This window comes from Ruegeria sp. BB6 (genome assembly GCF_056539385.1).
The window spans coordinates 334801-347169 of the sequence record NZ_JBQFUW010000004.1 but is presented as its reverse complement, the minus strand read 5'-3'; the positions used below and the strand labels follow the sequence as shown (position 1 = coordinate 347169).

15 protein-coding genes and 1 tRNA gene are annotated in these 12369 nt (G+C 56.0%); 12 read left to right on the top strand and 4 right to left on the bottom strand.

What is annotated here, in order from left to right; translation table 11 throughout:
• Positions 1–101 precede the first annotated feature (101 nt).
• The 11 genes from ACR0B7_RS12315 to ACR0B7_RS12265 all read left to right on the top strand — a co-directional run bounded on the left by ACR0B7_RS12315 (position 102) and on the right by ACR0B7_RS12265 (position 9147).
• Positions 102–1217, top strand: coding sequence for a THUMP domain-containing class I SAM-dependent RNA methyltransferase (locus tag ACR0B7_RS12315; protein ID WP_480681574.1), 1116 nt, complete (start codon positions 102–104; stop codon positions 1215–1217).
• A gap of 112 nt (positions 1218–1329) precedes the next feature.
• A tRNA-Pro gene (locus tag ACR0B7_RS12310) sits at positions 1330–1406 on the top strand.
• 204 nt (positions 1407–1610) lie between these two features.
• Positions 1611–2288, top strand: a complete 678-nt coding sequence (locus tag ACR0B7_RS12305; protein ID WP_170577003.1) for a hypothetical protein — start codon at positions 1611–1613, stop codon at positions 2286–2288.
• Between the two features lie 352 nt (positions 2289–2640).
• Positions 2641–3156 carry a ferredoxin-type protein NapF gene (gene napF / locus ACR0B7_RS12300; protein WP_170417175.1) on the top strand — a complete coding sequence of 172 codons (516 nt, stop codon included), beginning with the start codon at positions 2641–2643 and terminating at the stop codon, positions 3154–3156.
• The gene (locus tag ACR0B7_RS12295; RefSeq protein ID WP_170417178.1) at positions 3153–3446 is read left to right on the top strand and encodes a chaperone NapD; all 294 of its coding nucleotides are present in this window, start codon (positions 3153–3155) and stop codon (positions 3444–3446) included. Before napF ends, ACR0B7_RS12295 begins: the two co-directional genes overlap by 4 nt.
• A complete protein-coding gene (gene napA, locus ACR0B7_RS12290) occupies positions 3443–5935 on the top strand; it encodes a nitrate reductase catalytic subunit NapA (RefSeq protein WP_480681571.1) in 2493 nt (830 codons plus the stop codon). The genes ACR0B7_RS12295 and napA overlap by 4 nt, the downstream gene beginning before the upstream one ends.
• Positions 5936–5962: 27 nt before the next feature.
• A complete protein-coding gene (gene napG, locus ACR0B7_RS12285) occupies positions 5963–6781 on the top strand; it encodes a ferredoxin-type protein NapG (protein ID WP_170417180.1) in 819 nt (272 codons plus the stop codon).
• Complete coding sequence (gene napH, locus ACR0B7_RS12280; RefSeq protein ID WP_170417182.1) at positions 6778–7695, top strand: quinol dehydrogenase ferredoxin subunit NapH; 918 nt, start codon at positions 6778–6780, stop codon at positions 7693–7695. Before napG ends, napH begins: the two co-directional genes overlap by 4 nt.
• A 12-nt stretch (positions 7696–7707) precedes the next feature.
• The gene (locus ACR0B7_RS12275; RefSeq protein ID WP_170389332.1) at positions 7708–8145 is read left to right on the top strand and encodes a nitrate reductase cytochrome c-type subunit; all 438 of its coding nucleotides are present in this window, start codon (positions 7708–7710) and stop codon (positions 8143–8145) included.
• Positions 8146–8174: 29 nt separating this feature from the next.
• Entirely contained in the window at positions 8175–8876 is a 702-nt protein-coding gene (locus ACR0B7_RS12270) for a NapC/NirT family cytochrome c (RefSeq protein WP_170417184.1), read from the top strand.
• 13 nt (positions 8877–8889) lie between these two features.
• A complete protein-coding gene (locus ACR0B7_RS12265) occupies positions 8890–9147 on the top strand; it encodes a hypothetical protein (RefSeq protein WP_170417186.1) in 258 nt (85 codons plus the stop codon).
• Positions 9148–9214: 67 nt separating this feature from the next.
• Here the strand turns inward: ACR0B7_RS12265 and ACR0B7_RS12260 are convergent, their stop codons facing one another.
• Positions 9215–9547, bottom strand: a complete 333-nt coding sequence (locus ACR0B7_RS12260; protein ID WP_480681617.1) for an RtcB family protein — start codon at positions 9545–9547, stop codon at positions 9215–9217.
• Between ACR0B7_RS12260 and ACR0B7_RS12255 the strand changes: the two genes are divergently transcribed.
• Positions 9500–9622 (top strand): hypothetical protein, encoded by a 123-nt coding sequence (locus ACR0B7_RS12255; RefSeq protein ID WP_480681622.1) that lies wholly within the window; start codon positions 9500–9502, stop codon positions 9620–9622. The genes ACR0B7_RS12260 and ACR0B7_RS12255 overlap by 48 nt on opposite strands.
• Positions 9623–9691: 69 nt before the next feature.
• On the opposite strand, the gene ACR0B7_RS12250 is transcribed toward ACR0B7_RS12255, so the two are convergent.
• The 3 genes from ACR0B7_RS12250 to ACR0B7_RS12240 all read right to left on the bottom strand — a co-directional run bounded on the left by ACR0B7_RS12250 (position 9692) and on the right by ACR0B7_RS12240 (position 12203).
• Positions 9692–10261: a peptidoglycan recognition protein family protein gene (locus ACR0B7_RS12250; protein WP_170417192.1), complete on the bottom strand. Its 570-nt coding sequence runs from the start codon at positions 10259–10261 to the stop codon at positions 9692–9694.
• A gap of 1 nt (position 10262) precedes the next feature.
• Positions 10263–11144, bottom strand: a complete 882-nt coding sequence (locus ACR0B7_RS12245; RefSeq protein ID WP_170624458.1) for a M48 family metalloprotease — start codon at positions 11142–11144, stop codon at positions 10263–10265.
• 279 nt (positions 11145–11423) lie between these two features.
• Positions 11424–12203, bottom strand: coding sequence for an enoyl-CoA hydratase (locus ACR0B7_RS12240; protein ID WP_170417196.1), 780 nt, complete (start codon positions 12201–12203; stop codon positions 11424–11426).
• Positions 12204–12369 lie beyond the last annotated feature (166 nt).

Genomic DNA, 12369 nt, shown 5'->3' with positions numbered 1-12369 from the left:
CGAAATCGACCTCGGAATGTCACTTTCCGACGAACTGCCCCATTTTAGGCTGTCTGAATTTGCATGTCGCGCCCGGGGTGCTTCCGGTGTAAGCACCCTGAATGGAACAGACAGACGATCTAGAGATATTTTTGGTGGCGACGCCGGGCCTCGAGGCACCACTTCACGCCGAGGCAGTCGAAAAGGGATTCGCCAAGGCCACGATCGTGCCCGGCGGTGTAAACTGCCGCGGCAACTGGTCTGAAGTCTGGCGTGCCAACTTGTGCCTTCGGGGGGCCAACAAGGTTTTGGTGCGGCTCGGAAGTTTTCCGGCTGTGCACCTCGCGCAACTGGATAAACGAGCGCGCAAGTTCCCGTGGGCGACTTTCCTGTGCCCGGATGTGCCGATCAAGGTTGAGGCCACCAACCGGAAGTCCCGAATCTACCACGCAGGAGCAGCCCGCCAGCGCATCGAGCGCGCAATCTCCGAAACTCTGGGCGCACCTATATCCTCCGAGGCAGACCTGCGCGTCATGCTTCGCATTGAAAAAGACATGTGCACATTGTCGATCGATTCCTCTGGTGAACCGCTGCACAAGCGCGGCCACAAACCCGCCGTCGCCAAGGCACCAATGCGGGAAACGATGGCATCCATGTTCCTTCGCGAATGCGGATTCAGCGGAACGGAACCCGTGCTGGACCCAATGTGCGGATCAGGAACCTTCGTGATTGAGGCAGCAGAAATTGCGCTTGGGCTTAATCCCGGCCGTGATCGAGCCTTCGCTTTCGAACATCTCAAGTCCTTTGATCCCGGCACTTGGGCCGAAATGCGATCGCAAGCTACGCCGTCGGAAACTGTGGATACGTTTTATGGTTCGGACCGAAACGCAGGAGCCGTCGAAGCCTCAACCGCGAATGCGCAGAGTGCAGGGGTAGACAGCGTTACCAGATTTCAAACCCGCTCTGTCAGCGACATCAAGCCTCCATCAGATCGTGCCGGGCTTGTCATCGTCAATCCCCCCTATGGAGCAAGAATAGGAGACGAAAAGCGTCTGCGTTCTGTCTACGGAACGCTAGGGAAAGTACTGGCCTCAAGGTTCACTGGCTGGCGGGTTGGAATGATCACAAGCAACGCATCCCTTGCCCGCTCTTCACGTCTACCTTTTTTGCCAGCGGGACCGGTCGTGGATCACGGCGGCACAAAAATCCGGCTGTACCGGACTGACCCATTGCCATAGCAACGCATCGTCTGCGGCGGACGCGACCAAACACGCGTCGGGCCTTTCACGAGATACGCAAAGAATCCCCCTTGCGCATCCAAATCCTCGGGTATAGATCACCCGCCACGGTCGGAGTGTAGCTCAGCCTGGTAGAGCACTGTCTTCGGGAGGCAGGGGTCGGAGGTTCGAATCCTCTCACTCCGACCAATATGATCTTCTCACTAAAATTAAATTTGATTGACGCAAAAATCACAGCGATTCCGGGTCATTTCTCCCATTGAATTGGCGTATTTTGCCGTGCCGGAAAGAGGACAGGCTGGCGGCATTCACGCTCGAACGCTTCTGGAAATGGGCCGCAAAAGGGTTTAAGTGACCCGAACTGGAACCCATAGACAGAGATCAAAACTAAGTATGCGCACCTTTGACGCCCAGAAGCCTCTAATCTTCATTCACGTTCCGAAGACGGCGGGCATGGCTGTTCGTAAAATTGTGCAGGGATGGTTTCCAAGAAGGTTCTACCTCCACTACCACAATGAAGCCAAAGGGAAGATGCCGGATTTGTTGCCTCTGGCGTCCCGAAAATTTACTAGAAAACCACCAGCCATTTATGGGCATTTCAATAAGAACCGCGGCTTCGGAATCGAAGATTACTATCCTGAAGTCACGCAATTTGTGACGATCATTCGCGATCCTTTCGAGTTGGCCATTTCCAATTATTTTTATGTCCGAAAGGTATCAGGCGACTGGAAAGATCAATCCAGAGTGCCGACCGAAAGTCTTGAGGACTATATCAAATCGACTGACCTCAACATGCTGAACCATTTCCCGCGCGAGATGAATCTTGAAAATTTCAAAGACATTCTTGAGGAAATGTTCGTCGAAATAGGCATCACCGAAAACTTGCCCAAAAGCCTTGAGGTAATTTCGAGAAAACTGGGGAAAAAGTTTGACCCGACCAAGCTTGAAACGGTGAATGCAACAAAGCGGGATCAACCGCTGCCCGAAGATTATCGCGACCAATTCTGCGAGCAGCATCCTCTGGAACGTGCTGTGTACGAGTTTGCGAAGTCGCGGATCGCTGCCATGTGACTCGCTGCGGATGCCTAAAGATTGGTAACCCTGCTGGCTCGGAAAGAGCTGCGTCAAAGCTCGTGAAGCCACAATCATCCAGCCTGTATTTGCAAGCGCTTCCGTTTTAGTCTGGGGTTTCAAAAAGACTGCGGACGGCCCAACCACAGGATCGTGGGTCTGAATTGGGCTGTCGACGGAATGTCGTGCCAAACCGCGACGTTTAAGTCACGTCAGACCACTGCTTTCAAAAATTAATCTACGATTTACTTTTTTGCTGCTCAAAAAATGATCTGAATCAAAACTTGCTGCAATTTTAGGCTATAAGCGGAATACTGGAAGAAGGGAATCGTCTCTAACCGGGTCAAACAGAATGAACCGAGTGACCAGCCGACGTGGGTTTCTGAGCGCCAAAATTCTCAGGGAGGACGACATCTTCGTCCGGCCTCCGGGTTCGCCTGTGCATGGTTTTTCTGACGCTTGCACCAAATGTGGCGAATGCGTCGAAGCCTGCCCAGAGAACGTGATCACCTTTGACCCTGCCGGGTTTCCAGTTTTCAATCCCAGCGACAACCCATGTACTTTCTGCGGCAACTGCGCCCGTGCCTGTCCAACTTCGGCGCTGGACGTCGAGCGTCTGTCCGAATGGCCTTGGCGCGCGACATTCCATTCGGCAAGCTGCCTGTCCATGAATGGCGTGAGCTGTCGTATCTGTCAGGATAACTGCGAACAAAATGCGATCCGTTTCACCCTTCAAACAGGCGGACGCGCTGCACCTTCGCTGGACGACACAGCATGCAACGGCTGCGGTGCCTGCCAAGCCCTCTGCCCCGCTGACGCAATCAACCTTGAAGACCTGACTTCACCTCAGATGGAAGCGCGCCAATGAATATTTGTGGTTGTCTTGCCCATATCGCACCTGATCATGTCAGCACTGCTGCGCAAGCAATGGAGCAGACGCCGGGCGTCGAAATCCACGCCCAATCGGACGATGGCCGCTTTGTTGTCGTAGTCGAAGACACACCTGCGCGCCTTGCATCTGAAATCATAATGGATCTTCACCAAATTCCCGGTGTGATCTCACTTACCCTTACTTATCACCATTTCGAGGATCTTGCGGAAACCTCCGCGCGTCCCGATGCCCACAGCCAAACCACCAGCCGGAGGTCAACGCTATGACTATCTCAGAATCTCGCCGGACATTCCTCAAGACAACAGCGGCCGCTGCAACCGCCTCTGCCGCTGGCATTCCAATGGCGACCGGTCAAGCCAATGCTCAGATCGGAACGCCGGACATCCGTTGGGACAAGGCAGCCTGCCGGTTCTGCGGGACAGGGTGTTCAGTTCTGGTCGGCACCAAAGAGGGTCGCGTGGTGGCGACACAAGGTGATCCCGACGCATCGGTCAATCGTGGCCTGAACTGCATCAAGGGTTATTTCCTGTCCAAAATTATGTATGGCAAGGATCGCCTGACCACGCCTCTCTTGCGCAAGACGAATGGCGAATATGACAAGAACGGCGAGTTTGAACCGGTCTCTTGGGACGAAGCCTTTGATGTCATGGCGGCCAAGTGGAAGGAAGCTCTGGCCAAGAAGGGTCCGACAAGCGTTGGTATGTTTGGTTCCGGACAGTGGACTGTCTGGGAAGGCTATGCAGCATCAAAGCTGATGAAGGCCGGATTCCGGTCAAACAATATCGACCCGAACGCACGGCACTGCATGGCCTCGGCGGTTGTGGGCTTTATGCGCACTTTCGGCATTGACGAACCGATGGGGTGTTATGACGACCTCGAAGCCGCAGACACGTTTGTTCTGTGGGGATCAAACATGGCCGAAATGCACCCGATCTTGTGGTCTAGGCTGACCGATACGCGCCTGACCAAACCGGACTGCGAGGTTCATGTTCTTTCTACTTTTGAACACCGTTCCTTCGAGCTGGCGGACAATGGCATAATCTTCAATCCGCAAACCGACCTGGCGATCCTGAATTATATCGCAAACTATATCATTCAGAATGGCGCGGTGAACGAAAACTTCGTCAAGAACCACGTCAACATCACCAAGACAGCCACCGATATCGGCTATGGCCTGCGCGAAGAAAACCCGCTGCAGCAAGGAGCGGCCAACCCGGACTCGGGCAAGCTGGAGACCATCAGCTTCGAGGAATACGCCGAATCCGTCGCGCCCTATACCTTGGAATATACGGCCGAACTGTCAGGTGTGCCTGCTGACAAACTTGAGAAGCTCGCTCAGCAATACGCCGACCCGAACCGCAAGGTCATGAGCTTGTGGACGATGGGCTTCAACCAGCACACCCGTGGGTCTTGGGTCAATTCACTCATGTATAACGTGCACTTGCTGGTCGGAAAGATTTCCGAGCCCGGAAACTCGCCGTTTTCACTGACTGGCCAACCGTCGGCCTGCGGCACAGCCCGCGAGGTTGGCACCTTTGCCCACCGTTTGCCTGCCGACATGGTTGTCGCCAACGACGAGCACCGCCAGATCTGCGAAACCGCGTGGAACGTCCCCGAAGGCACTATCCCGCCCAAGCCCGGATTCCATGCCGTTTTGCAGCACCGCAAGCTGAAGGACGGAGAGCTGAACGCCTATTGGGTGCAATGCAACAACAACATGCAGGCGGCCCCGAATATCAACGAGGAAGGGTATCCCGGTTATCGCAACCCGGAAAACTTCATCACGGTTTCCGATCCGTATCCTACCGTGACGGCGGTGTCCGCCGACTTGATCCTGCCAACGGCGATGTGGGTTGAAAAGGAAGGGGCCTATGGCAACGCGGAACGCCGCACACAGTTCTGGCACCAGCAGGTCAAGGCGCCGGGCGAGGCGAAATCGGATTTGTGGCAACTGATGGAGTTCTCAAAACGCTTTACCCTCGAAGAAGTCTGGGGCGAAGAACTACTGGCCAAAATGCCCGAACACCGCGGCAAGACCATGTTCGACGTGCTTTACAAAAACGGCAGCGTAGACAAGTTCCCGTTGTCTGAAACCGCCGAAGGGTTCGACAATGACGAATCCGAACATTTCGGTTTCTACGTGCAAAAGGGCTTGTTTGAAGAATATGCCGAATTCGGGCGTGGGCACGCACACGACCTTGCTCCGTTCGAGATGTATCATCAGGCGCGCGGAATGCGCTGGCCGGTCGTGGACGGCAAAGAAACGCTTTATCGTTTCCGCGAGGGTTATGACCCGTATGTGCCGGAAGGCGCAGAGGTCAAATTCTATGGCCATAAGGACGGCAAGGCGAAAATCATTTTCGCGCCGTATGAACCAGCGCCGGAGGAACCTGACGCGGAATACGATCTGTGGCTATGCACAGGTCGCGTGCTAGAGCACTGGCATTCGGGCTCGATGACCCGACGCGTCCCTGAACTCCACCGTGCTTTCCCGGCCGCAGTTGTTTACATGCACCCTGACGACGCCAGTGACAGGGGGCTGCGCCGAGGTCAGGAAATCGTGCTATCCACGCGGCGCGGAGAGGTGACCAGCCGGGTCGAGACTCGGGGTAGAAACAAGGTGCCACGCGGTTTGGTCTTTATGCCTTGGTTCGACGAAGGACAATTGACCAACAAGCTGACACTGGACGCGACCTGCCCGCTTTCTAAGGAAACGGACTACAAGAAATGCGCCTGTAAAGTCGAGCGCGCGTAGCCGGCAAGGATCGCAAAGGTATTGCACATGGCCCTTGCCCAGAAACCCCTTTCGCCGCAGCGCCGCCGGTTCCTTCAGGACTCGGCGCGCGCAGCAGGCGGCTGCGTGGCGGCAGGGTCTCTCTTGGCATGGCTTGCGCGTGACGCCCGGGCGCTTCCGGCCGAAGCTCTGCGTCCGCCCGGCGCATTACCGGAAAGCGCGTTTCTTTCCGCCTGTATCCGCTGTGGCCTGTGCGTGCGGGATTGTCCTTACGACACGCTAAAGCTGGCGGAACTCGGTGCAGACGCCGTGGCCACAGGTACACCGTATTTTACCGCGCGGGATATTCCCTGTGAAATGTGCGACGATATTCCTTGTGTTGCCGCCTGCCCTACTGGCGCACTTGACCCAGGTCTTAACAACATCGACGACGCCAAAATGGGAGTCGCCGTTCTGGTCGATCAGGAAAACTGTCTGAATTTCCTCGGGCTGCGTTGCGATGTCTGTTACCGCGTCTGCCCGGTCATCGACGAAGCTATCACACTGGAAACACGGCACGATGAACGCTCGGGTCATCACGCCCAATTCATACCAACGGTCCATGCAGACCACTGCACGGGCTGCGGCGTATGCGAGAAAAGCTGTGTTCTACCCGAGGCCGCCATCAAGGTGCTTCCTGCACGTCTAGCGCGGGGCAGCAGTGCTGATCACTATCGCAAAGGCTGGGAAGAAAAAGAGGCCAATGGTGGACCGGTTGTCGAGGGAATCATAGACCTGCCCGACCGACTTCCCGGCCCGGGTACGGACAATCTAGCAACACCCGGCGGTTTCGCACCGGCCTACAACCTGCCGGAGGCCGGGCAATGAGCGCGCAACCCCATTTGCCCGCGGGTCATGAGGCCGTGCTGGTCAAAGGATGGCTGGCGGCGCACAAGTACCTGCTTTTGCGGCGCACGAGCCAGTTGGTTTTTCTGGCAGTGTTTCTACTTGGGCCGTGGTTCGGCATCTGGATTGTGCAGGGCACGCTTTCGGGGTCATTGACCTTTGGGGTGTTGCCGCTGACGGATCCATTCATTCTGCTACAGAGTATTGTCGCGGGGCACTGGCCCGAACTGACCGCGCTGATAGGTGGGCTGATTGTTCTGGCGGTATATGCTCTGATCGGGGGGCGGACCTACTGTTCCTGGGTTTGCCCCATCAACCCGGTCACGGATGCTGCGCATTGGGTTCACCGAAGGCTTGACCTGCCAAAAGGCTGGCAACCCAAACGCGGCGCCCGGATTTGGATATTGGCCACGGCGCTGATCGTATCGGGCCTTACTGGTGTCATCGCCTGGGAATTGATTAACCCGATCACCATGCTGCACCGAGGTCTGATCTTCGGCATGGGCTTCGTCTGGGCCATGATCATAGCCATCTTTTTCTTTGATGTGTTCGTGTCCCGCCGCGGCTGGTGCGGACGCGTCTGCCCTGTAGGAGCTTTCTACGGCCTGATCGGAACCCGAAGCTTGCTGCGCGTCAGCGCCAGCAACCGCGCCGCCTGCAATGACTGCATGGATTGCTATGAGGTCTGCCCTGAAAACCATGTCATTTCGCCAGCACTTAAAGGCAATCCGGGAACGTCGCCACTGATCCTCTCACCCGATTGCTCGAACTGCGGCCGCTGTATTGATGTATGCGCAGTCGACGTCTTCAAGTTTACCCACCGGTACGACGACCACGTCGCCGCACCGTCCGAACCAGTTTCGGCGCCTGATCCGCGCCCAGCCAGAACAATTTAAGGGAGTGCCAAGATGAACAAGCCAATCCTGACCGGCGTCGCCGCCCTGATCCCAGTCATACTCCTAAGCGGTTTCGCTTTTGCGCAGTCAACACAGGTACAACCCCTGCGTGGAGCCGAGGTTGACGAACCCGCTGCGCTGGATCAGGTCCACAAAACTGTTGAAGGCCGAATGCAGCGCAATTACCGACAGCAACCGCCGCTGATCCCTCATTCGATCGAGCAATACCAGATCGACCTGCGCACCAACCAATGCCTGTCCTGCCACGACTGGACCAAGGCCGGAGAGCGCAACGCGCCGACGCTGTCAATGACGCACTATCTGGACCGCGAAGGCCGCGAATTGGATCACATCGCTGGCACGCGGTACTTCTGTAACCAGTGCCATGTCCCGCAAGCCGACGCCCCAGCACTGGTCGACAACGTGTTTCAACCCTCCTCCGGCAACTAATCCAACGCTTGTGTGAAAGGAGCACCGATATGGCAGACTCCCCTGAAAACCGCGGTTGGATAGGCCGCATCTGGAATGCAATCTGGACCCCGGCCGTTGCCTTCAGTTCTGGCTTTTTGTTGCTGGCCGGGTTTCTGGCCGGCATCCTGTTCTGGGGCGGTTTCCACTGGACATTGGAACTGACCAACACCGAGGAATTCTGCACCTCGTGCCACTCGATGGAAACCAATTTGGGTGAATATCGGGAAACGATACATTACAACAACCACTCAGGTGTTCGCGCGATCTGTTCCGACTGCCACGTTCCGCACGAGTGGAACCACAAGATCAAAGCTAAGATCATGGCGGTCAAGGACGTGTATCATGAACTGGCGGGCACCATCAGCACGTCTGAAAAATATGAGGATCACCGCCTGAGCATGGCATCCGCCGTCTGGAAAAAGATGAAGGCGTCGGACAGTCGCGAGTGCCGCAACTGCCACAACTTTGAATACATGGACTTTACGATTCAAGAGACACGGGCAGCGTCCGAGCACCAGCGCGCAATCGACGAGAATATGACCTGTATCGACTGTCACCAGGGTATCGCCCACAGCCTTCCGCCCGGATACCTCGAGCGTTACCAGGAAGTTACGGAAACCTTGGCTGGAAAGCCTTCCAGCTCTTTGCAGCAGCAGGTCGCTGATGGGAGCGACGAGATCCGGTCATTCCTGACCACAAGGGCAGACTGAAAAGGGGCACGATATGCTGGAACTACTGGGAACGATCGGGGCCAACATCATCAGTTTGCCGGGAATACTTGGGCTAGCTTTGGGTATGATGACCCGGAACCTGTGGATTGGCGCTGCAATGGGCGGGGTCGTGGGTGTGATTGAAACCCTGATTTTTGCGCATTGGTCCTTTGGCAATATAGAGACGATCGAATTGCTGATCGCCGTGGTCGTTGGAATATGCGCTGGAACCATAGGGTCGGCCATCCGTATCAAGGGCGCGACTGTCTGATCTCGTTGGCCCGCGTATGACGCGAAATTAAAACCGCAGAAGACCCCCGTTTTGAGGGTCTTCCGCGCTATTTCCGCTTCTTTTTCTTGTTCATCCAGAAAGGCGGCACATCGCCTGCCATGATACAGCCGTAAGGGTCGATATAGTCTTCTATCTCGGCCAGCCCGTAAGACTTGATCTGAGCAACAACGCTATCTACGCTCTTGTAGCTGGACGGAAGCTCGGACACATCTACGCCGCCGGCATGGAACCGAATATCCAGCCCTTCCGTCTCGGTCTTTAGCTTTTGTTCGGGCGTCACGTTCCCCATCCGGCGTTTTTGTTCCGAACGTGAAAAGTTTCGGCCCGCCCCATGCGGGCTAAACCCAAGTCCATGCGCTGCATCCTGTCCCCGAACGATGCGGATCGCCTGCGGAAATACCTGCAAAAGTTCGATCTGGACTGGGCAATGGTGTCTGACCGAACTTCGCGATAGCCCCATCACCTCCAAAGGCCACGAGCACTGTGACCGACCCGACAGAACCACTTTTCGGATGTTTAAACGTTATTCCAAGCCACCAATGATTGTTTGTAGCTCATTGGCCAGGTTGGCACCGGGGCACAAGGTGCTGGCATAAGATTTGTGATGGCCCACGTGTGACTTAGGAATGTCGTACTTTTGGGACAAATCCAGCACCAAGTCAGTCAGCGCCGTTCTTTGCCCCTCGTTCAGGGTTTCCACCTCAAAGTTGCCTTCAACAACGATTGCTATGTGCCCCGTTGGATCGTAGTTGGTGTTTGTATCGCCCACAAACTTGATTTCGCGCCCTTCCGCAACGCGCCCGGTCGCATCTATGTAATAGTGGTAGGGCACATCTGCCCAGGCTTTCTTGGTGCGCCCGTCCGCGAGTTTACCCGTCGACTGAGAAAACGCCTGAAGTGACCTGAGTTTTTGTTCAATGGATCGGGATGGTTTCTGTCTGGTCGCGGTGTGATGAATGGTAATTCTGACCGGAGAATGTGTGGCCACTTCAAACAGTGGTTGCTTTGCACCCCACTCACTGCGCGGAACGATATCCAGCGCCAAGACAGGGGACGCGGGCCACAAAAGCAAGCCCACCAGAACTGCCTTCATGTTAGTTGCCCTTTTTCACGTAGGCGTCAGGAACATGCCGCTTAACTTGCTCTAGCTGTTCAAAAGCGGAACTTCGGCTATTCGACGCAACAACGACGGAATACAGTCCATCCCTGAGTTTGGAAAAGTCATCCGTGTTGACCATACGTGCGTTCACCCCACCACTTTGCAGGTCCATCATGAGGTCGTTGGCCTGGTCGATCGCTGCGTGCGGGAAAGAACCGGCGATGACAAACCAGTCGCCGGCAACACTATTTCTGGCCGGTTCGGATTTCGTCGAAACACGAGCGTCCACTGTCTGTCCGCCGGTCGCCTCGCGCCACCCAACGGCAACCGCTTCCAACCGGGCGCTTCGGGGGGGATGCGTATCGCTTCCGGCTGCCGGAAGCTGTCGAAATAGCCACTGCGCCTCTTGCAGGTCACCGCCGAGTTTCCCGACAACGAAGCCCGCGAATTTATCCGCTTCGAGTTCGGTCGGAGGACGGCTTCCGCCTGCCTCCAGTGTATGCCCATTCAGGTGGTGTGCGATTTCGTGACCCAGCAACGCAACGGCAGCCCAGCGATTGTTTGAGATGCTGTTCTGTATCCAGTCCTCGCTGTAGACGATCAACCGTTCCTCGCCGTCAATAACTGCGGCCGCGTTGGGCACATTCGCCGCAAAGACCTTAAACCTTGGAACCAGCCCGACGGTTGACAGAATTTGAGCGACCATGTCCTTGGCTTGCTGGCTGGACGAAAACGAATAGATTTCATCGTCAAACACCTCGTCCGGAGCAAACGAACACAAATGGTCGTGCCCATCCAGCTTGAGCAATGATTGCGCACTTGCATGAGACGTCAGGAGGCTCAGAAAAATAACTGAGAGCAGGTGCATACGGCGCATTGGCATAGGTTCTCCTAAATTCGGCATCTCATCAACACCGGTACAATCGACGCTTAACCTTCTGTCTACAAGGCATTTACTTGAAAATACGTGAACAAGTTTTGACGCGGGGCCATTTCGCATCATCGCCTCTGGGCGATCGGGGCAGCCACGCGAAGCCGTTTGGCCCGGAACCGCGTAGACGGAACCGGGCGTTTGGCGCATCTCAGGTGACATCCTTGCCGATAGCCACCATTGGGCAAGTTCAAGCCGCCCATTCCGACGGCCCTGAGACCAACCCTAGATCTTTGAAAAATCGGGTTCGCGCTTTTGCATGAAAGCTGCGACCGCCTCGGCAAATTCCGGTCCTTGCAACCCTTCATAGAACTGGCGGAACTCTTCGTTCACACGTTCATCCAGAGCGTCCCCGGACACGTTGCGCAGCAAAGCGCGGGACTTCATCATCGCCCGCAAGGGCTGTTTGCTCAGGGCAACGGCTGCCTGCTCTGCGGCGGCTTCGACCTCGGCCTGAGGCAGGACGCGGCTGATCAGGCCCAGCTCGTGCGCTTCGGCGGCGCCAAACAAACGGCCCAGAAGGATCAGCTCTGCCGCGCGCGGTGCCCCCATCAGGCGCGGCAGCAGATATGACGAGCCTGCCTCGGGAACAACACCCAAATTGACGAAGGGCATCCGGAATTTGGTGTCATCTGCGGCGTAGATAATGTCGCAATGCAGTAGCATGGTCACACCAATACCCACGGCAAGCCCTTCGACCTGCGCCACGATCGGTTTTGGGAAACGGATCAAGGCACGGACAAACTGTGCGGGTGCAGGTTCTTCCCCTTTGGGCGCGTTGAAACCGTTGACATCGTTGCCGCTTGAGAAAACGCCCCCGGTGCCGCGCAGCCAAACGGCGCGCACACTGTTGTCCTGCGCAGTCTCGTTCAAAACCTCGACCATCTTCAGGTACATCTCGCGCGTGATCGCGTTCTTCTTTCCGGGATTGTCCATCGTCAGGCGCAGAACCGCCCCCAAGCGCTCGACGATGATCTGACCGTTTTTGGCCGCGTCCTGTGTCATTCTTGTTTTCCTCCATTGGGGAAGAAGCCAGACAGCTTGTAGGCTGGCCTGCTTCGTCGTCAGGTAATGAAAGTTGTATAGAGACAAGCTGCCCGGATTTCTTGTCATTCGTAACGTCAACAATTCCGGTCTTTGAGCCAGCCCCGATCCCTAGCTGCCAAAGCCT

Coding starts and splice junctions, on each gene's coding strand:
- ACR0B7_RS12275 (WP_170389332.1), top strand. CDS start 7,708: ATGAACAAGCCAATCCTGACCGGCGTCGCCGCCCTGATCCCAGTCATA.
- ACR0B7_RS12240 (WP_170417196.1), bottom strand. CDS start 12,203: ATGACACAGGACGCGGCCAAAAACGGTCAGATCATCGTCGAGCGCTTG.
- ACR0B7_RS12305 (WP_170577003.1), top strand. CDS start 1,611: ATGCGCACCTTTGACGCCCAGAAGCCTCTAATCTTCATTCACGTTCCG.
- napF (WP_170417175.1), top strand. CDS start 2,641: ATGAACCGAGTGACCAGCCGACGTGGGTTTCTGAGCGCCAAAATTCTC.
- ACR0B7_RS12265 (WP_170417186.1), top strand. CDS start 8,890: ATGCTGGAACTACTGGGAACGATCGGGGCCAACATCATCAGTTTGCCG.
- napH (WP_170417182.1), top strand. CDS start 6,778: ATGAGCGCGCAACCCCATTTGCCCGCGGGTCATGAGGCCGTGCTGGTC.
- napG (WP_170417180.1), top strand. CDS start 5,963: ATGGCCCTTGCCCAGAAACCCCTTTCGCCGCAGCGCCGCCGGTTCCTT.
- napA (WP_480681571.1), top strand. CDS start 3,443: ATGACTATCTCAGAATCTCGCCGGACATTCCTCAAGACAACAGCGGCC.
- ACR0B7_RS12315 (WP_480681574.1), top strand. CDS start 102: ATGGAACAGACAGACGATCTAGAGATATTTTTGGTGGCGACGCCGGGC.
- ACR0B7_RS12255 (WP_480681622.1), top strand. CDS start 9,500: ATGCGGGCTAAACCCAAGTCCATGCGCTGCATCCTGTCCCCGAACGAT.
- ACR0B7_RS12295 (WP_170417178.1), top strand. CDS start 3,153: ATGAATATTTGTGGTTGTCTTGCCCATATCGCACCTGATCATGTCAGC.
- ACR0B7_RS12245 (WP_170624458.1), bottom strand. CDS start 11,144: ATGCGCCGTATGCACCTGCTCTCAGTTATTTTTCTGAGCCTCCTGACG.
- ACR0B7_RS12250 (WP_170417192.1), bottom strand. CDS start 10,261: ATGAAGGCAGTTCTGGTGGGCTTGCTTTTGTGGCCCGCGTCCCCTGTC.
- ACR0B7_RS12270 (WP_170417184.1), top strand. CDS start 8,175: ATGGCAGACTCCCCTGAAAACCGCGGTTGGATAGGCCGCATCTGGAAT.